Origin of the sequence: Proteus sp. FME41, from assembly GCF_014897315.1 — a bacterium.
In the GTDB taxonomy this organism is placed as follows: Bacteria; Pseudomonadota; Gammaproteobacteria; order Enterobacterales; family Enterobacteriaceae; genus Proteus.
The window spans coordinates 37584-59815 of record NZ_JABUYL010000010.1 but is presented as its reverse complement, the minus strand read 5'-3'; the positions used below and the strand labels follow the sequence as shown (position 1 = coordinate 59815).

The 22232-nt window shown below is 35.1% G+C and carries 24 protein-coding genes, 4 tRNA genes and 1 pseudogene; 25 read left to right on the top strand and 4 right to left on the bottom strand.

The window, feature by feature from the left end:
- Nucleotide 1: 1 nt before the first annotated feature.
- The gene (gene rcsD / locus INT04_RS10765) at nucleotides 2-2710 is read right to left on the bottom strand and encodes a phosphotransferase RcsD (protein WP_193016135.1); all 2709 of its coding nucleotides are present in this window, start codon (nucleotides 2708-2710) and stop codon (nucleotides 2-4) included.
- Between the two features lie 202 nt (nucleotides 2711-2912).
- Here rcsD and INT04_RS10760 point away from each other — a divergent pair.
- The 4 genes from INT04_RS10760 (at nucleotide 2913) to INT04_RS10745 (ending at nucleotide 3528) form a co-directional block, all read left to right on the top strand.
- Nucleotides 2913-3000 (top strand) — tRNA-Ser (locus INT04_RS10760).
- A gap of 6 nt (nucleotides 3001-3006) precedes the next feature.
- Nucleotides 3007-3082, top strand: a tRNA-Thr gene (locus tag INT04_RS10755).
- A 276-nt stretch (nucleotides 3083-3358) separates the two neighbouring features.
- Nucleotides 3359-3446, top strand: a tRNA-Ser gene (locus tag INT04_RS10750).
- Nucleotides 3447-3452: 6 nt separating this feature from the next.
- A tRNA-Thr gene (locus INT04_RS10745) sits at nucleotides 3453-3528 on the top strand.
- A 145-nt stretch (nucleotides 3529-3673) separates the two neighbouring features.
- On the opposite strand, the gene INT04_RS10740 is transcribed toward INT04_RS10745, so the two are convergent.
- Nucleotides 3674-4411 carry a helix-turn-helix transcriptional regulator gene (locus INT04_RS10740; RefSeq protein WP_193016134.1) on the bottom strand — a complete coding sequence of 246 codons (738 nt, stop codon included), beginning with the start codon at nucleotides 4409-4411 and terminating at the stop codon, nucleotides 3674-3676.
- Between the two features lie 239 nt (nucleotides 4412-4650).
- Between INT04_RS10740 and INT04_RS10735 the strand changes: the two genes are divergently transcribed.
- The 20 genes and pseudogenes from INT04_RS10735 (at nucleotide 4651) to INT04_RS10640 (ending at nucleotide 19500) form a co-directional block, all read left to right on the top strand.
- The gene (locus INT04_RS10735) at nucleotides 4651-5466 is read left to right on the top strand and encodes an antitermination protein (RefSeq protein WP_193016133.1); all 816 of its coding nucleotides are present in this window, start codon (nucleotides 4651-4653) and stop codon (nucleotides 5464-5466) included.
- Nucleotides 5467-5830: 364 nt separating this feature from the next.
- Entirely contained in the window at nucleotides 5831-6139 is a 309-nt protein-coding gene (locus tag INT04_RS10730; RefSeq protein ID WP_193016132.1) for a phage holin, lambda family, read from the top strand.
- Nucleotides 6132-6536, top strand: a complete 405-nt coding sequence (locus INT04_RS10725; protein ID WP_193016131.1) for a structural protein — start codon at nucleotides 6132-6134, stop codon at nucleotides 6534-6536. Before INT04_RS10730 ends, INT04_RS10725 begins: the two co-directional genes overlap by 8 nt.
- Nucleotides 6533-6982, top strand: coding sequence for a lysis protein (locus tag INT04_RS10720; protein WP_193016130.1), 450 nt, complete (start codon nucleotides 6533-6535; stop codon nucleotides 6980-6982). The genes INT04_RS10725 and INT04_RS10720 overlap by 4 nt, the downstream gene beginning before the upstream one ends.
- Nucleotides 6983-7060: 78 nt before the next feature.
- On the top strand, nucleotides 7061-7573 hold the full coding sequence (locus tag INT04_RS10715) for a phage gateway protein (protein ID WP_193016129.1): 513 nt from the start codon (nucleotides 7061-7063) through the stop codon (nucleotides 7571-7573).
- An 8-nt stretch (nucleotides 7574-7581) separates the two neighbouring features.
- Nucleotides 7582-9069 carry a DUF3383 domain-containing protein gene (locus INT04_RS10710; RefSeq protein ID WP_193016128.1) on the top strand — a complete coding sequence of 496 codons (1488 nt, stop codon included), beginning with the start codon at nucleotides 7582-7584 and terminating at the stop codon, nucleotides 9067-9069.
- A gap of 10 nt (nucleotides 9070-9079) precedes the next feature.
- Nucleotides 9080-9532: a phage tail fiber protein gene (locus INT04_RS10705; protein WP_193016127.1), complete on the top strand. Its 453-nt coding sequence runs from the start codon at nucleotides 9080-9082 to the stop codon at nucleotides 9530-9532.
- 62 nt (nucleotides 9533-9594) lie between these two features.
- Nucleotides 9595-10053, top strand: a complete 459-nt coding sequence (locus tag INT04_RS10700; RefSeq protein WP_193016126.1) for a hypothetical protein — start codon at nucleotides 9595-9597, stop codon at nucleotides 10051-10053.
- 82 nt (nucleotides 10054-10135) lie between these two features.
- The gene (locus INT04_RS10695) at nucleotides 10136-12439 is read left to right on the top strand and encodes a hypothetical protein (RefSeq protein ID WP_193016125.1); all 2304 of its coding nucleotides are present in this window, start codon (nucleotides 10136-10138) and stop codon (nucleotides 12437-12439) included.
- Between the two features lie 2 nt (nucleotides 12440-12441).
- A complete protein-coding gene (locus tag INT04_RS10690) occupies nucleotides 12442-12930 on the top strand; it encodes a phage baseplate protein (RefSeq protein ID WP_193016124.1) in 489 nt (162 codons plus the stop codon).
- A 12-nt stretch (nucleotides 12931-12942) separates the two neighbouring features.
- Entirely contained in the window at nucleotides 12943-13263 is a 321-nt protein-coding gene (locus INT04_RS10685; RefSeq protein WP_193016123.1) for a phage baseplate plug protein, read from the top strand.
- Nucleotides 13232-14044 (top strand): baseplate hub protein, encoded by an 813-nt coding sequence (locus tag INT04_RS10680; RefSeq protein WP_075674206.1) that lies wholly within the window; start codon nucleotides 13232-13234, stop codon nucleotides 14042-14044. The genes INT04_RS10685 and INT04_RS10680 overlap by 32 nt, the downstream gene beginning before the upstream one ends.
- Before the next feature lie 2 nt (nucleotides 14045-14046).
- Nucleotides 14047-14739 (top strand): Gp138 family membrane-puncturing spike protein, encoded by a 693-nt coding sequence (locus tag INT04_RS10675; RefSeq protein ID WP_193016122.1) that lies wholly within the window; start codon nucleotides 14047-14049, stop codon nucleotides 14737-14739.
- Nucleotides 14736-15080 (top strand): hypothetical protein, encoded by a 345-nt coding sequence (locus tag INT04_RS10670; RefSeq protein ID WP_193016121.1) that lies wholly within the window; start codon nucleotides 14736-14738, stop codon nucleotides 15078-15080. Before INT04_RS10675 ends, INT04_RS10670 begins: the two co-directional genes overlap by 4 nt.
- Entirely contained in the window at nucleotides 15073-16260 is a 1188-nt protein-coding gene (locus INT04_RS10665) for a baseplate J/gp47 family protein (protein ID WP_193016120.1), read from the top strand. Before INT04_RS10670 ends, INT04_RS10665 begins: the two co-directional genes overlap by 8 nt.
- Nucleotides 16257-16913: a DUF2612 domain-containing protein gene (locus INT04_RS10660; protein WP_193016119.1), complete on the top strand. Its 657-nt coding sequence runs from the start codon at nucleotides 16257-16259 to the stop codon at nucleotides 16911-16913. Before INT04_RS10665 ends, INT04_RS10660 begins: the two co-directional genes overlap by 4 nt.
- Before the next feature lie 5 nt (nucleotides 16914-16918).
- Nucleotides 16919-17299 (top strand): annotated as a pseudogene (locus INT04_RS10655) (hypothetical protein); the annotation flags it as partial.
- Nucleotides 17282-18499: a pyocin knob domain-containing protein gene (locus INT04_RS19485; protein WP_319022967.1), complete on the top strand. Its 1218-nt coding sequence runs from the start codon at nucleotides 17282-17284 to the stop codon at nucleotides 18497-18499. The pseudogene INT04_RS10655 and the gene INT04_RS19485, both read left to right, overlap by 18 nt.
- 13 nt (nucleotides 18500-18512) lie before the next feature.
- On the top strand, nucleotides 18513-18905 hold the full coding sequence (locus tag INT04_RS10645; RefSeq protein WP_193016118.1) for a tail fiber assembly protein: 393 nt from the start codon (nucleotides 18513-18515) through the stop codon (nucleotides 18903-18905).
- Nucleotides 18906-19077: 172 nt separating this feature from the next.
- Nucleotides 19078-19500 carry a GNAT family N-acetyltransferase gene (locus INT04_RS10640; RefSeq protein WP_193016117.1) on the top strand — a complete coding sequence of 141 codons (423 nt, stop codon included), beginning with the start codon at nucleotides 19078-19080 and terminating at the stop codon, nucleotides 19498-19500.
- Between the two features lie 53 nt (nucleotides 19501-19553).
- On the opposite strand, the gene INT04_RS10635 is transcribed toward INT04_RS10640, so the two are convergent.
- A complete protein-coding gene (locus INT04_RS10635; protein WP_193016116.1) occupies nucleotides 19554-20468 on the bottom strand; it encodes a helix-turn-helix domain-containing protein in 915 nt (304 codons plus the stop codon).
- 296 nt (nucleotides 20469-20764) lie between these two features.
- Nucleotides 20765-20944 carry a GhoT/OrtT family toxin gene (locus INT04_RS10630; protein WP_193016115.1) on the bottom strand — a complete coding sequence of 60 codons (180 nt, stop codon included), beginning with the start codon at nucleotides 20942-20944 and terminating at the stop codon, nucleotides 20765-20767.
- A gap of 704 nt (nucleotides 20945-21648) precedes the next feature.
- On the opposite strand from INT04_RS10630, the gene INT04_RS10625 reads away from it, so the two are divergent.
- Nucleotides 21649-22191 carry a DUF924 family protein gene (locus tag INT04_RS10625; protein WP_193016114.1) on the top strand — a complete coding sequence of 181 codons (543 nt, stop codon included), beginning with the start codon at nucleotides 21649-21651 and terminating at the stop codon, nucleotides 22189-22191.
- Nucleotides 22192-22232 lie beyond the last annotated feature (41 nt).

Sequence of the window (22232 nt, the reverse complement as noted above, 5' to 3'; positions counted from 1 at the left end):
TTTAATTGTTACCTTGCTGCAGCAACTGTTGAATCCATTTGTCCAGTTGAGTGATACGTTCTTTGATCTCTAATTCATTATGATTTTTTATGTCATGCTCTAAATATTCACAGCTTTCTCTGAGATATTCCAAATCTAACATGGCAAAAACCCCTTTTAGACGATGAGCCGTCTGGGCTAGAGAATGAAAGTCTTTATTTGTTGCTTCTAAGTGTAGTTTTTCAACATCAATAGGAACAGTATTGATAAATAGTTCCTTATAATCACTACCATTCAACTTCTTCCTATAATTATTAAGAATTACTTCGTAATTATCAAGGTTATTATTTTCATCTAAAATACTCGTTTGAGTTGTATCTAGAGAAAATGACTCATTTTCTTCTATTAAATAAGTAATAGCCTCTATTAAAGGGTCACCGAAGTTATAGTTACACTTTATTAAATCTTTTGATATTTTTTCAAATCCAACAATAGAGCTCACTAATAATATTGTTGGGGACTCAGGATTATCATCCGGAGTATCTTTAAGTATGATATCGTATTCGGGATAAAGATTCTCTTTATTTTTATCAAAGTATGTCGCGCCATATTTATCAAGCTGTTGGCGGATGATTTTTCCTATTTCAGGGTTTTTTATGGCGAGTTTTGCGCTTACGCCCTCTAATAATACACTAAAACCTCGTTCTTCCGTATCTATATGCTGATATGGAAGTGCGATTCTGAAATGAGAACCAATACTTTCTTGGCTTTTAATTGTTAACTCGCCCTGTATTTTATTACACAATAAATGGCATAAATAAAAAATGATACCAGAATTGGAATAATATTTATCGCCCATCGCTTGTCCAAGGAATGGGTATTTTATATTAGCGATATCTTGTGGTGTCAATCCGCTTCCACTATCAATAATATCAATAAGTATTTCTTCTTTATCTTTATTTTTAGCTAAATTTAGATTAACTGTTATTTTTCCATAGTTAGTCGTACTAATAGCATAATTAATCAATGATAAAATAATCTTACTTAATGCAGGGCCATCATTTATTAAAAGTAAACCAGGTCTAATGTTATTATGGAAATAAAGAGTTAGGCCTTTTCTTATCATAAACGGAGATGCTGTTATCAGAATAGATTCAACTAATGTTGAAAGCTCAAATTCATCTTTATGAATTTTCCATTCTTGATTTTCTAACTTATTAATTAACGTAATATTTTCTATCCATTCGGAAATGTAATTTGTTTTCTCTAATAATAAGTTAAGCAATTGTTGATGCATGTTTTCAGGCAGTAGCTCTTTGAACTGATAAACCATCTCATTTATATCTTTGATTGGGCGCATTAATTCTAATGACATATTAGATAAAATTTTACGCCTTGCCATGGTGTTTTTTTCATATTCTTGCTGTGCAAGTTGTAATTTTTTATTGATTAATGCTTCATTATCTTTATTCAAAAATATGAATAATGACGTATTGTCGATATTGCTATTATTACTTGTTCTAATTTCATAGATCTCATTATTGATAGCTGTTTGGATTAAACCATTATGCTCAACCGTCATTTGACGGATCTTAGATAAATCAATATGAGGTAATAATTTTTCGGCGTGACTATTACTAATAATCTTATGGTTAGAGGAGAAATTGTAGACTAACAATCCTATCGGCAGGTTTGAGATGATATCATTAGTCATCTCTTCTTTGATTCGAAGATTACGTGTCATTGAAATATAGGGAAAAACATACTTATTACGTATGTAGATATGCCCAAAAACAGAAATAGAAACAAAAACAAAAAGGCTAATTAGCAACCAAATGTTTTTGTATGCAATTTCTTTAATCATCGATTTTAAGGGGTATTCATAAGATAGTGAATAGGGAATACCCGCTATAGGCTGGGAAAAAATCAGGGAAGTGCCATCGGTTGATATTTCAATATTATTTTTATCGTAAACGGATTGTTGCCCTGTCGGAAGTAATCTTAAATAGTGAGGCGATAGCTCTGATGGTAAGAAATTATTAATAGGTAAATCAAAAGCCACCACACTGGTAAGTTGACCTGGCACATTAAACATAATGCGGTAAGTATAGTAATAGATATTTTCTGTAGACATCTTCCTGATAGGTGAAAGGCTCTCTTTTTCATCCAATGCGGTTGATTGCATTAACAGTTCAGAGCGTTTATTTTCAGCCGTCAATGTCAAATAACTTTCTTTGTAACGAATCTCGGGTTTAAGCACCGAGTGGGTTGTAATTAAAATAAGATCATTCCCTTTACCATTAAGGTAATAAAGAGAACTGTAGTCATTACGCACACCCCAAAGAATTTCGAGTGAGTTTGCAAATCGTCGGGCTAACTGAAATGTTTGTTCATTAGGTTTGCCAAATATAATGGTATCTACGGTTTGATCTCGCCCTTCAAGCCAAAATACATCAGAACGTAATTTTATTGGATTAATACGCAAAAAAGGGAAGGTCGCCGTATCGGCTACTTTATTCGATAACTGGAAAAGTTGATTAGAGTGATAACGGTAATCTTCAACTTGCAAAGTAAATTTGTGGGTTGTGTTGTTAATAGCATTCTTTTTACTTTCTAGCCAAGTATCAAAATAACTGTAAGCGTATAGAAAAAGCGATATGACCATAAAAAGAAGAAACAGGGCATATAGGCGAGTTAGTGTATTTGGCTTGAGTTGGTTCAATGTACGCATTCAGTTTGCGAGCCTTTAAGAGACAATGTAATTAAAAAAGAAAAATTGAATAAACAATCACCATTATTCAGCCATTATATTAACAGGTTATCACTTTAAAAGGGATATTCGGATGAACTTTGAGCAAACAAACAAAAAAAGCGAATTTTTTTACAATCGGAACTAGACAGCAGGGCCAGAGATAGGCATAATTCCGCGCTATGGAAGGATGGCCGAGTGGCTGAAGGCAGCGGTCTTGAAAACCGCCGATGGGAAACCATCCTAGAGTTCGAATCTCTATCCTTCCGCCAGAATTAGCCGGCTTAGCTCAGTTGGTAGAGCAACTGACTTGTAATCAGTAGGTCACCAGTTCGACTCCGGTAGCCGGCACCATATAAGAACCCGTTATCTCGTAAGAGTTAACGGGTTTTTTCTTGTCTATGATTTATTATCTTATTTTTCAGGTTTGATCCCTTTTCGATGGTTTGGCCTATCTCTCGATATTTTCTTATTTATTATTTGAAACCATCAAAATTTAACCACTATATTAGTCAGTTAGCATTTTTTAAGCAAAAAAAGAGTGAAGTTTAGGCAAACAAATAAAAAAGTCATTTTTTTTACAATCAGGACTAGACAGCAGGGCCAGAGATAGGCATAATTCCGCGCTATGGAAGGATGGCCGAGTGGCTGAAGGCAGCGGTCTTGAAAACCGCCGATGGGAAACCATCCTAGAGTTCGAATCTCTATCCTTCCGCCAGAATTAGCCGGCTTAGCTCAGTTGGTAGAGCAACTGACTTGTAATCAGTAGGTCACCAGTTCGACTCCGGTAGCCGGCACCATATAAGAGCCCGTTATCTCGCAAGAGATAGCGGGTTTTTTATTGCTTGCTGAAATATGAATATAAAGTTGGCCATATAAAAACACCCCAAAATGGATATCCCATTTTTGAGGTGCTATTCAAAATAGTTTTGTATATCTAAATCATTACCACCCCATCACAGACCAATTAAAGACTCGGCCCAAAATTTTCACTTCTTCTAACGTCGAGCGTTCATCAGGATAATCAATCGTATTGTAACTACGAATGATAATGGTGTTATTAGGGAGTCGATTTAAAATTTTGACTCTTAAAAGATCACCTTGTTGAATAGCATAAATACCCCCATCAACAATTTTTGTATGTCCTGTACTGATAGTAACAATAGATCCATCAGGAATAACAGGAGACATACTGTCACCATGTACTTTAAAGGCAACGGCATCACTAGGTTGTACGCCATAGCGATTAAATGTAGAACGAGAAAATCTCAATAATTCCACCTTTTGGTTATCAGTGGTACAACTTCCGAAACCGGCAGCTAATTCAATAGTCGTATAGAAAGGGATTTCAACTTCATCACGTTCTATTGGGGTATTATTATCCCAATCATCAACAGGTGTCATTTCGTTTACTGAAACACCATCATTTTTTTTTGCTCCTCGGCCATATTCTAACCATTCTGCTCGAACATCAAGCAAGAGGCTTAATGCTAAGATATTGGTTGAGTCAGGGATTGATTCACCGTTTAACCATTTCCATACTGCTGGCGCACTGACTTTTATACCTTGTTGAGCTAAGGCATCTGTAATTCTTTTGCCTAATCCTCGACCTGCGATCCCCGAATCTAAGCATGCTTCTTGAAGCCTTTTTGTGAACTCCATTTTATTATCATTTTTAACCATTGGTTAATTTCCTTTGCTACTTGACGTCACTTTAGTTAAAATATAGCATTAACTATTAGTTAATAAAAGTGTGTGTAGTACAAAAAAATTAACTAAATAAACCAAAGAAAGAGTGGTAAGTAAAAATCACGTTGAGATAACGCCGTAAAATGCGGGCGATTGAGATGCATAAATGCCATGCTTGTCGTGGTACACGGATGACCAAGTTAGTAGTGATAGGAAATCAAAAGGAGCATTAAATGAGACTAGCAGACTTACCTAAATATTTTTCACCCAAAGGCCTTGTATTAAGTGATGTGAGAACGGTTAAAGCAGTCGATTCACTTTCCGTGACTGATGTGATGACCTCAATTAGTTTAGTGACACGAAAAGGGCGTATGGGCATAGAGCTGTTTTTCGCTAAACATAATATTAGCCACCCAGATGAGGCGATAGAAAGCCTTTACCAATATGCATTAACGCAAGCTTATCACTATAAAGCTATCGATAAACTAGTTGAAAAAGATAAGACTCATGTTCTCTATATAATGGCTAATTATGCTTTCCAAGATTACGCAAGAAGTGCTGCAAGTAAGAAAGCATGTCCTGATTGCAGCAATGGCTTTATTGAAGTTGAAGTCTTTACAACAAAAAAATATTCTCAAAGAACAGTGACGGAGTTTGAGCGAAAGGCAACAACTGTGCTTAAAGTACAACCCATAAATCATCCTTCTTATCGTGAAATTCGCGAGGTTACGCGCGTTATTTGCCCAACATGTAAAGGAAAAGCTGAAATTCGTTTAGCATGTCGTTGTCACGGGCGTGGTCAAGTTTTAGATAAAAAAGAGAGCGAAAAGCAGGGTATGCCTGTTTTCAAACCTTGTAATCAATGTTCAGGACGCGGGTATCCTCGTTTAAAATTCAGCGAAGTATTAGAACAAGTACAAGCGGTAGTGAGTGTTTCTAAAACTGTTGCGTACAGTAACTATAAGCCATTATTTGAACATTTAGTGGAAGAATGCTTTAAAGAAGAGTCTTTATCAGAAAAAATTCTGCAAGAAGTGACTGTTAAGTAATAATTTTCTATATTTATTTGTTTTTGTAGAAACTAATTATTGACTTTCAGGAAAAATAAGCATACTATATCCCCACAGTGAGAGATTTGTCTCTAAAGACCTCACAACAGAATATAAAGAGCCTCACTTTGGTGGGGCTTTTTTGTATCTGCATTTTCTTAACAAATACACAATAACAATATTTGTTAAAGCTTATTTTCAATTGAAGACCACAATGTGGTCTTTTTTTATATCAGCCATTTATCTAATTAGATAAATAAAACATAAACATACTCATGTTAAAACCGTACTTAAATTTAAGCGCAGTAGATGAGTATCTTATTTATTACATTTCCTCCTATTTGGAGGTAAGCCATGAGAAACAATGAAAGAAAATCCAGATTTATGGGAACAGATATTTATTGCCCTTTCTTCAATGAAAGAACAAGGAATATCAGCTTCTCTAGCTGGAGGAATGGCTATTCTTCGAGGTTTATATAACGGCGGAGGATGGAAACAAACCTCTATAGATGGGCTGATGTGTGCAATGTTTGCTTGGTTCATTAAAGATATTTTAATTTTGTTTAATATTAATCATGAGTTTGCTTACTTAGCCAGTGTATTTATTGGTTACGTCGGAGTAGATTCCGTGAGTAAACTCCTTAAAGGAAGAGCAGGAGTTAAAAATGGCTAAAATAGCACGAGGTGAACGCAATAATAATCCTGGTAATATTCGGCATGGTTCGAAATGGCAAGGATTATCTGCTGAACAAACAGATAAAGACTTTTGCCAATTTATTTCACCAGAATATGGAATAAGAGCTATCTACAAATTATTGCAAACGTATCAAAAAAAATATGGTTTAAATACTATTAAAACTATTATTAATCGTTATGCACCGCCTAACGAGAATAATACAATAGGCTATATTAACCGTGCTTCAAAAGAAATAGATATTGAAATTGATACTCCTGTTAATACGCAATTAAAAAATGTCACTATTCCTTTAGCAGTAGCGATTGTTAATATTGAACTTGGCTACCAACCTTATTCTGAGAAAGTTTTTGAAGATGCTTGGTTATTATTATGAAACCTTTATCAAGAATAATGGTAATAATTATTTTATGCTTAGGTGCGGGATTGGTTTGGTTAATTGATAAAAACAAATCCTTAAAACAGGAATACGATAATATTAATCAATCACTTATTCAACAAATTGCAGAAAATAAAGAGTATCAATTAAGAGTTAATCGACTTAATCAGCTTGATAATCATTATTTGCAGGAACTTTCTCATGCAAAAAAAGAAATTAATGAGTTGCGTGATCGTAGTGAGCGCACTCCTGATAGGGTGTACATCAACGCCGAGTGTCCAAAAATATCCACCGCCTCCACCACCGGCTTGGATGATGCAAACACCGCCAGACCTACTGACACCGCTATCCGAAATTATTGGTTACTCAGAGAACGAATTGCGCAGTCAGAACAGATAATTTTAGGTTTACAAGATTATATTCGCCAAGAATGTATTAATTAAAAATATTTTTATACGATTTATAAAATAAAAATAATCAATTGATTTTAAATAAAAGGAGCATTATATTAAGGAGGTGGAATGAAAGATAATGATATTAATATTGCCATTCGTGGACAACTATTAAAACAATTTAAATTAGAAGATATTAATGTTGAAGTTATTGCTGGTTTTCAGCCGGAGAAAATAAAAGATAATAATATTGTTATGTTCTTTCCTATAAAGGAGGTTGGCCAAGGTTGGCAAAAAAGAAATTATAATATTCAAGGTAATAATGCAAACCACAAAGAACAACAACTGTTCGAATTAACGTTTCAAGTTCAAGGTTTTATTAAACAATATCCAAATTTAACAGCAGGCGATTTAGTTCGAATGACTCGAATGATTATTAATTCGCTGTCTTTTGTTGAATCAATGAGAAAAGTGGGAATAGGGATACAACGAGCGAGCGAAATTAGACGAGCGCCGATAATGAATGCTGGAAATAGCTATGAGCATAATCCTTCATTTGATTTCAATATTACTTTTTTCAGTACGTTATCTTTAGACACTGCTGCAACAAATTTACTTATTTCTAATCTATTTCGTATTTAAGGATAAATATGTCTATTAAACAAACTCGCTATATTGATATTGCGAGCGCGGTTGTTGGTGCATCCGCTGCACCTATGCGCAAACTGACAGCCCGTATTTTCTCAACAAACCCTAAAATTCCAGCAGGTAAAGTACTTGAATTTGCCAGTGGCCAAGTGGATGAATTTTTGGGAGCTGCATCGGCAGAAGCAAAATTTGCTCGCCAATATTTTAGTTATGTTAGCCCTGCACCTATTAGTAAACCCAAAGAGCTACAAATTGCCTCTTTTGAACCTGTAGGTCGAGCACCGACATTATTTGGTACGCCAGCAGCAACGCTTGATAAATTAAAGCTAATTGAAGAGGGGGCATTTATTTTGACTATCGGTGATATCGCTAAAAATATCACCGGTATTTCTCTTACAGAGGTTGAATCTTACGCTGATATTGCCTCTCTTATTCAAGCTAAGTTAAATGCTGAAAGTGAAGCGCAATTTGCAAGTTGTTATGTCACGTTTAATGCACTTGATGGTGCTTTTTTAATAAGTGGCGGCGTACAAGAAAAAGTGACGATTACGATGGAACATTCCCCTTTAGCTGATGCTATGGGATTAAGTGATGGTGAAGCGTCAGAAGGTAATACTGCACAAACGGCTCTTCAAGCATTTACTGCAGCAGAAGTGATTTCTGATTCATTTGGTAGTGCGACATTTTTAACTGAACTTTCGGTAGAGCAAAGTGTTGAATTAGCCGAATATGTTGCAGGAGAGAATATTAAATATCAGCTCTATTTATCAGTGCCAGATAAACAAGCTGAAATCTATAGCAAAGCATTAATCGGTACAGCATCGACAGGCTTAAACTTAAAAACAGATGAGGGCTTTTTTGTTCAAGCGTTACCAATGGCAATTATGGCGGCAACAGATTTTGATCGCACAAACGCGACCACTAACTATATGTATCGCCAATTCGGTATTACTTTCCCATCTCAAGTTAAAACTGATATTGCGGCAGATCGATTAGATAAATTACGCGTGAACTATTACGGTGAAACGGCGGTTACTGGTACTGATATTCGTTTTTATCAACGTGGTTTTTTATGTGGGAATGCGTCTAATCCATTAGATATGAGTGTTCATACTAATGAGCAATGGCTAAAAGCCTATATCGCACAGCAATGGTTAAGCTTATTACTCTCCACTCGCGGTATTCCAGCTAATAAAGATGGTGAAGCAAGAGCGATGATGGTTATTGCCGGCGCTGTTACGAAAGCATTAAATAATGGCACTATTCTTATTGGTAAAACGCTGACTGAAGTACAAAAAATCGCAATTACAGATACTGCAGGTGATGATTTAGCGTGGCACGATGTACAAAATAAAGGTTATTGGTACAACGCTGAAATTGTTGAAGAAACAGGCCCGTCTAATTTACCAGAATACACTATGAAATATGTATTAATTTACGGTAAAGGCGATTGGGTTCGTAAAGTTGAAGGCTCACATAATTTAGTTTAAGGAACAAACAATGAACGATATTTCAGCAACAGGTCTGAGTTTAATTATTCAGGCAAGCAACACATTTCCAGCAGGTATTCCTATTACCACATTTTCTGATGAGGGTGATCCATTAGATTTACCGCCTGTCGATATTACAGCAACCGCAGTAGATATTAATGGTAATTTAGTGAGTTGGTCGGCGCCTACACCTCAAACAGTGACGATTAATGTGTTAGCGGGTAGTGAAGAGGATGAGAACTTAGCTATTTTGCTTGATGCAAATACGGCAAGACGAGGACGCCGTCATGCAAGCGATATTATTACACTAGTGGCTTCGTATGGTGATGGCTCTATTACCACCGCTCGTAATGGTCGAATTACTAATGGTAGCCGTGGTAATTCAATTTCAAATAATGCTCGTTTTAAATCTAAGCAATACACCTTTATTTTCCAAGATTTTGATCGTGTCAGAGCACGTTAATTTTTAGCGTTATTCTTATTCATTTATGGCGGCTTAGGCCGCCTTTTTTATGGAATTTAATCATGTTAATTAAACCAAAAGAGATCACGGTTATTGATAGTGACCGTGAAGAACATACTTTTATTATTAGCCGATTACCCGCAACGATTGGGCGAGAAATTCTCGCTAAATACCCTTTATCAAATGCGCCTAAAATTGGTGATTATGACGTCAGCAAAGAAGCCATGTTAAAAATGATGGCTTATGTGGCAGTTGAAAAAGAAGGGCAAGAGATTTACCTAAAAACCAGTACATTAATTGATAATCATGTACCTGATGGGGAAGCTTTAATTCGTCTTGAACTCGAAATGCTGAAGTACAACACCAGTTTTTTCGGCAAAGACGGGAGCCAAAATTTCCTACAATACCTTCTAGGCAAGTTCAGCGGTTCTCTCCCGTCGATTATAAAAACGCTGATGGCTTCTTTGCAGTCATCATCTCCGCAGGTTTCGCCTCCTTCACCGAACTCAAAACAACCATAGATCTAGAGGAAGCCTTTGATCTGTGGGAGATCGCAATTACCAATCGTTATAACGAGGCGCTTGCGGCGTCAAAGGAGAGATAATGTCTCTATTACAGGTATTTTCTCAGGTACTGATGTTGGAGGCTGAAGTATCTGATAGCGCATTAACAAATATCAGAAAATCAGCAGATGAAATCCTTGCTGAAATGAAAAATATTGAGCAAGGTGTGTCAAACGGTATTACTAGTTTCTATAACTTTGTTCAAGAAATTCATCTCAATCTTGGTGAATTACCTGAAGATCATGACATAAGTATTTCATTTAATAGTGATGAAATTACAAGTGCTTCTGTCACCATAGAAAATTCAATTCAAAGTATTGTTAAAAGCGCACTAATGGGAACGCAAGAGTTTGATAAATTCTTGCAAGAAATCTTAGTGGGTATGTTGGGTTTATCACTTAATGAGCCAATAAATATTGACCTTAATATTAGTGACACTCAAGACAAGATTAATTCAGTGACACAAAGTATTGACTTTCTAAAAGGTTCTATGTCGGTGTTAGATTACCAAAGAGGATTGGTCAATAATAATGGCGCAGCTGAAGCCCATATTTTAGCAAGTCTCAATGCTGAATATGATGCAATGGAGGATCAACTATCCTCACTAAATAGTGAATTGGGATCGTTAACTGAAGCCGAGAAGAAAAATAAAGAAAGTAAAATGGCTATCGACGCACTGATTAAACAATTAGGTGCTGATTACGATATTTTTATTAACACAATGCAAACGCAAGGTATTGAGGCTGCCGTTAAAGAAGCAAAGGCTCAACGTCGATTAGGTGATAGTGTTGATGAAACAGGTAAAAGCTATCAAAAAATCGTAGGAAAAATGAAGGATTATATTCTTAACGCTACTGGTGTTAAGGATATTATGGGAACTTTGCAAAAAGTTTTTTCTGCTTCATTAGATCGCGCCAAAGAAATAGAGTCGTTAGATAAACTGAGTAAAAAAATAGGTATCGCAGCTATCGATATCGATGCTTTTTCGGGTGCTATGGCTGAAATGGGGGGCACAAAAGAAGCCGCTCAAGCCGATTTAACAGCAATGGCGAATGCATTTAATGATACAGAAGATCCTATCGAACAACTTTTGCAAACCGCAGATAAAGTCAAAGGAATGAACTTTGAAGGCGCCCAAAAAGAGTTAGAAAAATTGGGTGTTGTGGATGAAAAAACCATTGAATTAATGATGAAAGGTCGCGAAGAATTAGAGCGAACAATGGGCGTGCAAAAGCAATTCTCTGGTATTAATGATGAAAGTATCGAAAGCTCTATTCAACTTAATGCCGTAATGAATAAATTTGATCAATTAGCGGCACAATTAAAAAATAACTTTTTGGAGATAATCATTCCCGTTCTTGCAAAAGGAATAACGTGGTTTGATAAATTAGTTAATTTTTGTATTGAGAATAAAGATTTTGTTATTGGTTTTTTTTCAGCGATTGGTAGTGCGGTTGCTATTTATTATTTACCCGCAATGGTATCTGCGGCAGTTGCTACACTTGCCACTGCGCTGCCTATTTTAGCCATTGCGGCGGTCATTGGTGTATTAGCTGCAGCATTTAAGCTGGTCTATGACGATATTATGAATTTCATTAATGGTAATGATTCAATGATAGGCAGTATTTTGGATCAATACCCAGTATTGAAAGAAACGATTATGGCGTTATGGAGTGTATGGCAATCGTTTTTTGAATATTTAAAAATTGCAGCAAGCTTTATTGCGGACGTTGTTGTTGCAGCTTGGGATTTTATTTCAGATGCATTTAATCAATTTGTTATAGTTCTTAATGCAGGCATTAATAATATTATTGAGTGGGGACAATCAATTATTAGTATTTTTATTTTTGTCTCCGATGCAGTGGTCAGTGTGTTTAATTGGATGTGGGAATATATAGAAAAAATATTAGGGTGGGTTAATGAGGGTATTGATTCGATAAAAGGGATTTGGCAATCAGCAAAAAGCTTTTTGGGAATGGAGGATACTGAAAAAAAGATCACGGTTGTTCAAAAAGTAGAGCGAAAATTATCTGATGAGGGCAGTCTCAATTATACCATGCCACAATCAAATCCAGCAGTACGACACTATAATCCAATACAAGATGTCAATGCGTTAAATAATGGATTAACACTATCTTCAATAAATAGTTTAAACCCGATGACCAGCCAAATGATCAGTAACCAATCAAGCATTAAAAATGAAAGTAATGTTCAAATTGGTGAAATCAGAATTGAAACACAAGCGACTGATGGCGTTGCTGTTGCAAAAGTTCTTGATGAGACATTGAAAAATAAAGCCTCTAAAGAAATATCAGAGCATTATTCTAGCGGAGGAAAGGCTTAACTATGATAACTGAAGTTAGAATTTTTGATTTAGAGTCATTCGCAACACTATTTGATAGCGTTAATCCGATGAAAGTTTCAATTACTGATAGTCATCAAGTCATTAAATTTGCGGTTGAAAATGGTGAAAATCGTAGCGACCACGTCATTATTAATCCGATTAGTATAGGCGTCGAGTTACTACTAACGGGTGATATTGCGGATCGTTATTCTATTATAAAGCAGCTTTATGACGAACATACATTAGTGGGAATTCAAACTAGAGTCAGAACCTATCAACCGATGTTGTTAGAAAGTCTGACTCACGATGAGGATCCCCAAAAAGTGAATGTCATCGAATTAAAGCTTAAATTTACAGAATGGAAAACAATAGAGCCTGAATATAATAAAAAATCTTCTAAATCGACTCAAAAACCAAAGCAAACCTCAACAGTCAATCGTGGAAATGTCAAAAGTAAAAAATCAACACAAGTAGGAAAAAAAGAAAAATAGGAGATAGATAAAATGCAAGTTATTCCATTACAAGCTATTCCTAATCAGCGATTTTCTGTCGAAATAGCCAGTGTTGATTGGACATTTACGCTAAAAATCGCTAATCAAACAATGTTTTGTGATATTGAGCGAGACGGTGAACTGCTTATGACAGGTATTCGCTTAGTTGCTAATACACCTATTATTCCTTATCGCTATTTAAACCAGGGAATTAATTTAATGTTTCTCACAGAAAATGATGCTTTGCCGTGGTATGAGGAATTTACAAAAACACAATCATTAGTGTATTGGAGTCATGAAGATGGATCTTCGGCGAATAAGGGTGGGGATTGAGGTCGGTGAAAGGCTTCAATGGTATGAAGGATTGCGTATATCAGCAGGAGGAAAGAAATATGCAAATCCATTACAAAACGAATGTAAAATCGCTATTACAGGGCTTAATACCGAGACAAGAGATTATTTGCTGACGGAAACAAGTCCTTATAATAAAAATAAGCAAGTTCGACGACTTTATTTAGAAGTTGGTCGAATTAACTCTGGGCTATTCTCACTTTTTATTGGCGATATTGTCAGTGCCGAAATAGACTCTCCTCCGGATGTCACCGTAACGTTATCTGCAAAAACTAGCCACCATTGTTCTGGGAAAATTATTTCTTCTAGTGGTGGCGCAATTCAAAAATTGAGTGAAATCGCGTTAACTATTGCTAATGATTGCGGTGTGAAATTGGATTTTCAGGCAACTGATAAGAATATTGCTAATTGGTATTATTGTGGCTCTGCATTACATCAAATAGAGCGTTTACAAGAGTCGGGAAATGTTAAAGCTTTTATTGATGATGATACGTTATTCGTAAAAGATGATGATAAAGCATTAAAAAGCCGGTTTCGTATTTTGAATATGAATTCAGGCATGATTGGTATTCCCAAAGCCACTGAGAGTGGCTTAACGGTGAGTTATCTTATCGATAGCACCTCTGAATTAGGCGGAATGCTTCGCCTTGATAGCAAATTAAATACCTCACTAAATGGTGATTACATTATTGAACAACTTGAATTTAAAGTTGCTTCACATGATGCAGATTTCACTTATACCGCAACGTGTAAACGAGCTTAATTATGAGTAAACCTAATAATGATATTGCCAGTGTGGGCTCACTGGCAGGGGCTTTTTCGTCTGCATTTCGCCATTTAATGATGAGTACAGATGATATGTTGCCCGCCACGGTTATTAATTATGATGAGCAAACCAATCGAGCCATGATCAAGCCTTTAGTCATGATGTTGACGACAGATAATGAAAAAATCTCTCGGGCACCGATTGCTAATATTCCCGTGTTTCGATTGGGAGGCGGCGGATTTTTTATTAGAGCGCCCATTAAACCGGGTGATTTTGGCTGGTTAAAGGCCAGCGACCGAGACATTAGCCTTATTTTTCAACGTAATGGATTGGAAGATCAGCCCAACACAACACGATTACATTCGTTTAGTGATGCGATGTTTTTTCCTGACACGATCAAAGGATGGGCTATTGATGGGAAGAACATTGATGCATTAGTTATTCAGTCAATGGATGGCTCTGTCTGTTTCTCTCTTCATAACGATAAAGTTGTATTAGAAGCCCCAAAATATGAAATCAATGCACCTGAAACGATATTCACTGGCAATGTCACTGTTAATGGTAATTACGCCGTAAATGGTCATAGCGACTCTAAAGGTGGTTTGATGCGCCATAACGGAAAGGATATCGGTTCAACACACAGTCATAGTGGGGTGCAAGCAGGGAAAGACAATACAGGGAATCCAATATGAGGACATTTTCAATAAACCAGCAAAATGATTTTGTGATAGGTGCTGATGGTAATCTTCAAATTTGCGACAACGATGATGCAGTAAAAAACATTTGTCAGCATTTTATTAAAGCGGTGCGTGGTGAGATGCTACATAAAAAAGATAAAGGTATTCCTTATTGGTCAGCAACGTTTAGCCGACAAGTGGATATACCTTTATTTGAAATGGCATTTCGACAACGTATTGCTGAAATAGAAGAAGTTGTCTCCATCACTTATTTTCATGCTTTTCTGGAAGAGGGAACGTTGAAATATCAAGCTGATATACGCACGATATATGGAGGATTTACATTGAATGGCTGACTATCGTTATATCAATAATAAAGGGGTGATTGTTCCAGATACTTCTATGTTGAGAAAGAGTGTAGAAGATGAATTTCGTACTGTATTTGGTCAATCTATTAATTTATCGCCAGAAACCCCTCAAGGGGTATTGGCGACAATGGAAATTGAAAATCGAGATGCGATTGTTCGTAATAATGCTGAACTAGCAAATCAAATAAACCCTGATATTTCGGGTGGCGTTTTTCTCGATGCAATATGGGCGTTAATGGGCGGAGAGCGTATTAATGCCACATATTCCTATTTAAGTGATGTCGAATTTACGGGGATCCCCGATACTATTATTCCTAAAGGTGCTCAAGCAATCACCATAACAGATGCTGTTTTTGAAACGTTATCACCATTAATTATCGCTAATGATGGAAAAATTAAAGGTGATATGCGAGCTAAAGAATATGGCCCTATTACGTGTGGTGTTGGACAATTAAATAAAGTAGCAAGTTCTGTATTAGGATGGGAAAAAGTGAATAACTTAACCCATGCTGTTGTTGGTCGTTATGCTGAGTCGGATATAAAAGCTAGACGTCGACGTAAACAAACACTAGCCAAAAATACCGTCAGTGTTGCAGAGGCTATCACCTCCTCGTTATATGAATTAGAGGGCGTTAATTCTCTCTCTTTTCGTGAGAATTTTAATGATAAAGCATTGATTGTCGATGGTATCTCATTATTACCTCACAGCATTTATGTGTGTGTAGAAGGTGGGGATAGCCATGAAATTGCTAAATCATTATTAAGAACAAAAACAATAGGCGCTGCATTTAATGGTGATATTGAAATCAATGTAATAGAGCCAGCAAGCGGGCAAGAATATCCTATTAAGTTTTCACGTCCGAAAGAAGTGTCTGTGTTTTGCCGTGTTTCTGTAAAAAAATCCAATATTGATGCACAAACCATTATTCCTAATGCGTTAGAGAAATGGGTTCAGGGCGAAATAGATGGAGATAATGGGCTGGTGGTCGGGCGAGAAGTTTCTCCTTTTGAAATTTCAGCTGCAGTTAATGCGGTTGAGCCTCATTTATTTGTCACTAAAGTGGAGCTTTCAACTGATGGGAAGAATTGGAATGTTGCATTAATTCCTATAGGACTTAATCAGATTGCCCGATTACCAAAAGGGGCGGTACAAGTGGTGATTGTATGAATATTCAAGAGTTTGATTTTCATTCTGATCTACTAAAAGCGATCCTCTGGCAATATGAAAATGCAGATAAATTAAAAGCATTAGCACATTTAAAAGCCACTTATTTTAATCAATCGACGGTTTCATTCTGGGAAAACTGGTATCGAGATGTGTTTAATATTGATACAGCTAACGATTTTGGTTTATCAGTATGGTCTCGCATTTTAGATGTGCCTTTAGGTATTGATATTCCGCCGAGTGATAAAAACAAAATAGGTTTTGGTTTTGGCAAGAAGAAAACCAATTTTAAGGCTAATTTCCGACGCAATGCAGATTACACGTTATCGCTGACATTAGATCAAAAAAGAATGCTGGTGAGAATGCGTTATTTTAATCTCACTCAAAGCCCTACCGTAACCAATATTAATGAATTTCTTAAACGTTTTTTCTGGCGTGAGGATAGCAAGGTTTTTGTGCTCGATCCTTTTGATATGACGTATATGTATTACGTTTTTAATTTTAATCCAGATGAACGTTTACGCCTTTTATTAGAAAACTTCGACTTAATGCCACGCCCTTCAGGTGTCGGTGTTAAATACCGCATCATAACTAAAAAAGCGTTTGGTTATGGTCAATATCGTAAAAACTTTCTGAAGAGTAATTTCGGAGAATAATTCCTATGACTAAAATATTTAAAACCCCCTTTGCAACACAAGGGGATAAAACTGTTGTGCCTGTAGATATCCAATCAGATGGTTCAGTGTCTTATACGCAAGGTTATGGTTATGATTATGAACGTGACCAAGTGACTGATCCGGCAGCAAAAGATATTGAACGTGAAAAAATGAATAGTTTATTTCACGATATCACGGAGTCTATTGGTGAAATACAATTGCAGGGTTTTGCTAAGTGGTCGGAAGCAGGTAAACCTTATCCTGTTCGTAGTGTGGTTTATCATAAAAACAAAGCTTGGCAGTCTAAAATTGAAAATAATAATGTTGAGCCAGTTGCCGGTAATGCCTGGATTGAATTAAAAGCGGATATTACCGCGAATGATGTTGGTGCTTATTCTAAAGGTGATGCAGATAAGCGTTTCCAACCCGTAGGTAAATATCAAGCTGAAGGCTATGGCTATTCAAAAGCAGAAGCGGATACCAAATACCAATCGAAAGGGAATTATGCCCCTGCGGGAAATTATGCCACTAAAGGCGAAAGCTATACCAAAGGTGAGTCTGATGGTAAATATCAGCCCAAAGGAAGTTATCAGCCTGCGGGAAATTATGCCATTAAAGGTGAAAGCTATACTAAAGCTGAATCTGATAGTAAATATCAGGGAAAAGGGAATTATCAAGCTGCGGGATATAGTTACTCAAAATCTGAAGCGGATAATAAATATCAAGCTAAAGGTAACTATGTTACTACAGTACGTAAGGTTAATGATAAGCCATTGAGTGGTGATGTGACGGTAACATCGCAAGATATTTTTAACAGTCAGGCGATTTCAATTGGTGCGAATCAAAATTTAAATAACTATAAAACAGCGGGTATCTATTTTCAGCCTGCCAATGCGAATGCAACGACAAACTTAAATTACCCAGAAGCTATGGCGGGTACATTAATTGTTTTAAAAAATGCAGGTATTACTCAGCTTTATTATGTTTATAACACTAGCCGTATTTATTCTCGTAGCCAGTATGGAACAGGTAATTTTACACCATGGGCTAAAGAATTTAATAGCCAAAATAAACCGACTGCAGGTGATGTAGGGGCTTATTCCAAGGGCGAATCAGATGGTAAATATCAGCCTAAAGGAAATTATCTAGCTTCGGGCTATGGTTATTCCAAAGGCGAATCGGATGGTAAATATCAACCGAAAGGGAGTTATCTAGCATCGGGTTATAGCTATTCTAAAGGTGAGTCTGATGGTAAATATCAGACTAAAGGGAATTATGCTCCGGCTGGTAGTTATGGTTCTAAAAATACAGCGAGTAAAGCTGATAGCGGCTGGTGGAAATGCAATGATACAGGTATTATTTATCAGTGGGGAAATACAGGAGTTGTTCCTAGAGATGGAAGTAAGGCTATAATTTTTCCATTATCTTTTCCAAATAAATGCACATCTGTAGTTTCCGTTTCCAGTAAATTGAATCAAGATCCATATAATAATGGTGTATCAATCATAAATTTAACAAAATCTAATTTCACCGTAGTACACCAATCTTATGAAAATAGCTATCATTGGTTTGCTATTGGATATTAATAAAGAGGTTTATATGTATTATTCTGCATCAAAAAATGGATTTTTTAATAAGGAAATTCATAATGATATACCTAATGATATTAAAGAAATTTCTCATGAATATTATATTGAGCTTTGCATTGCTCAAAGTGGTAATAAAAGAATTCAAGCAGATAAAAATGGATATCCAGTACTAATTGATTTAATAAATAATGATGACTTGGTTTTAGCTATAAAAGGAAATAAAAGAAGAAATCTAAAGTGGGTCATTGAGGAATTAAAATTATTAGATTATTCTATGGAGTTGGGAATTATTTCTTCAGATGAAAAAGAAAGGAGAAATAAGTTAATGAAATATTTCATGGAAGTATATAATATAAATATAAGTGATGGGGAAAATATAAAATGGCCAGAAAAGCCAAATTGAGTATATATTATTAATTAAGTTTTTTATAACTAGCCCACTAACCTTAAGAGATTGGTGAACTATGAAAAATTTCTGAGCTGCATCGATTATAGTTATAGATTTTTCTGCAAAAACCGATCCAATTATATAAACTTAAGCTTTAAATATTAGAGATTGTTTAGCAAAAAATATTATGAAAATTATCCCTGCCACACACCATCATCTTTCTGTTCTTATTGAGTTAGATACCTACGCTCAGCAAAACACTTCGCGCATTGACGAAATTAATGCTTGGCTTGATAGCCAAGCTGTTTATCTTCTAGAGGTTAATCGTGAAGTAGTAGGCTATGGTGTGATCCACCATCACTTCTTTAGTCAACCATTTATTGAACTTATAATGATAGCAAAAGCGTCTCGCCAAAAAGGTTATGGCAAAAGCTTAATTGCTTATTTTCAAAAAAATAGTGAGGGAGATAAGTTGTTTACATCAACGAATCAATCTAATCACGCAATGCGCAATATGCTAACTCAATTAGGATTTATTGAAAGTGGTTGCATTGAAAATCTTGATGAAAATGATCTTGAAATAATTTATTGTTTTATTCAACCAAAATAAATTGTTATAAATAATAAACTCAAACCATCTAGAAATAGATGGTTTGAGTGAGCTTACTTTATTTTGTTTTTATCATTGGTATCAATTTCAATCGGAATATAGTAATTCACGTCTTTCACTAAAGGTATGGGAGTATAGGCTAGACTGGAAACAGAGTATTCATCTGTTAAAATGTACTCTTCAATATCAGGTGCACCTTTTTTTCTGGGGATATTGAGTTTTTTGAGTAAGATACCATAAATATTATAGATAATGTCTTTATACTCTAATGTGAGTAATTTTTCTGGAATACTAAATTTTAAATATTTTGCATTTTCAATATGAATATTATTAGCAAATTGTGCATTATATACTTCAGGTATATTTTCCATCATTGTTGCATATTTTATTGTTAATTCATCATTTTTCTTTGATAAAATATTATGCACAGCATAAACACGTTTATGCTTATACAGTGCATTTTGAAAGAAAACCTTCCAATACACTTCGCGTGATTTTTCTGTACTAAAATTCCAATTAATAACATTGGCTTTATAGGTATGATCTATTCCTATTAAAGAAAGCGAATCAATAGTGACAATTTCAATATCTAAATTAAAGCCACTAAATTTTCTTAACGGTAATGTAAAGCCGTGAGCCTGCCAATTCTCTTTTCTGCGATAATTATAGGGCGTCATATTAAACAGTTTTTTAAACGCTCTAGAGAACGTTTGTTGAGAGTCAAAACGATATTTTAACGCAATATCAAGCAGTGGTGTTCTTTGTAAACGTAATTCAACTGCAGCACAAGAAAGACGTCTTGCTCTGATATAAGAGGCTAATGTCAGTCCCGTCTGTTCTTTAAACATGCGTTGAAGATGCCATTTTGAATATCCTGATTTTTGTGAAACATTTTCAAGTTTCAGATCTTTCTCTAAATTTTCTTCAATCCAATAGATAATATCTGTAATGACATTTTCGCTAAACATATCTTGACTCTAATTAAAAGTTTATTATTGATGATATAGAATAATATGTATATTCGACCAGTTTACATAAGGTACTGTAATGAAATCATACATAATTGTAAATTTATAAAAATATTATTTTATATCAGATTTAAAAATAGCACTCTATTTTTAATAAAATAATTTTAAATTATAAATCGCTGATATTTATTGATAAATAGTGTTTGGTATAGAATAAACTAACGAGTAATTAGATGTTTTTTTTTAGATAAAATCTAAGCTAAAAGTGTTATTTTTATTAAATTTAATATTAAGAACTAACTAAAAATAGAAAAAATAAGCGCCATAGGAAAGCTAAGAGGCCAAGTAAGTGCAATTAAGAATGCACTTAGAAAGCGCATAGCAAGACTAGGATCTTTCGTTAAAAAGAAGGTAATAATAAATGATAATACCGCCCCAATAAGGTAGCTTATTCCAATAATAGCGATAGCAGACATAATCGATCATTCAGTAAATAGACTGCGATAATTGTACGCTAAAATTGTTAAAGAAAAAGAGGAATAGGACAAATTTTTCGATAAATGTCATGAGCAATGTGTAATTTTTAAACACTCATCTCATTTCTGATCATCTATTACCGTGGGTTTTAATGACACAAGATAGTAACAATTTGAGAGCTAATAAAGTAAATATAAAATTATAATATATTGATTTTAAATGTTATTTTTAACAATGTTTATTGTGGGTAATATATTTATCCTTAAAAGCTGAAAAGTGAAACTTTAGATCTTTTTTAGCAGTTTTAGTATAAAAAAAATAATTTTAGAATGTTTATTTTTAAGGCAGGATAGTGATGTTTTAGGGTAAATATGATGGTTACACAAAATAAACATAGCTTTCATATTAAATAGAGATATCGACAAAATGTAAAAACAGATTGGATGATATATTTTACATACTTGTAGATAACTTAGCTTATGGATGGCGCGACTTAATGGAGTTAAGCATTAGCTAGGAAGCAGTTTAAGCCCTTTTTAATAATTAAAGAGGGCTTATTTTTTTATGTCTATTTAGGATTGGGGTTTATAGTCGTTGAGATGTAAAAATGTTAATTTATTTAGTGTGACAGTCAGTCAATAATGTTTATTTTAATAAAAATAAACATTGTTTTGATAAATAAACAATGAATGTGGTGGTTTTTATGATCCCTTATCAATCAACTTTGATATTTTGGTTTGAAGAATGCACGCCAGAGCAATGGTTTAAAAAAGATCTTCAGTTTGATAAAGAAATTAGCCGTAGATTTGGTGAATTATGTTTAAGTGCAAGTCGTGGCGAATTGGCCTTATGGCGTGAAACGATAGAAGGACGTTTGGCTGAAATTATTATCCTTGACCAATTTTCACGTAATATTTGGCGTGATACGCCAAACGCTTTTGCGCAAGATACTATGGCATTAATTTTAGCGCAAGAAGCGATTCGTTTACCTGAATACCTCACATTAACACCCGTTAAACGTAAATTTATGATCATGCCGTTTATGCATTCAGAATCAGCTAAAATTCATCAAGATGCGGTCGCGTTATTCTCCCAACTTGATGACGAAAATACATATCAATATGAATTACGACATAAAGAGATTATTGATAAATATGGTCGTTATCCTCATCGTAATGCCATCTTAGGTCGAACATCTACACCAGAAGAATTAGATTTTTTACAGCAACCTGGCTCTTCATTCTAAAAAAAATGCATACCTTTTCGGGTATGCATTTTTGTCTCTTT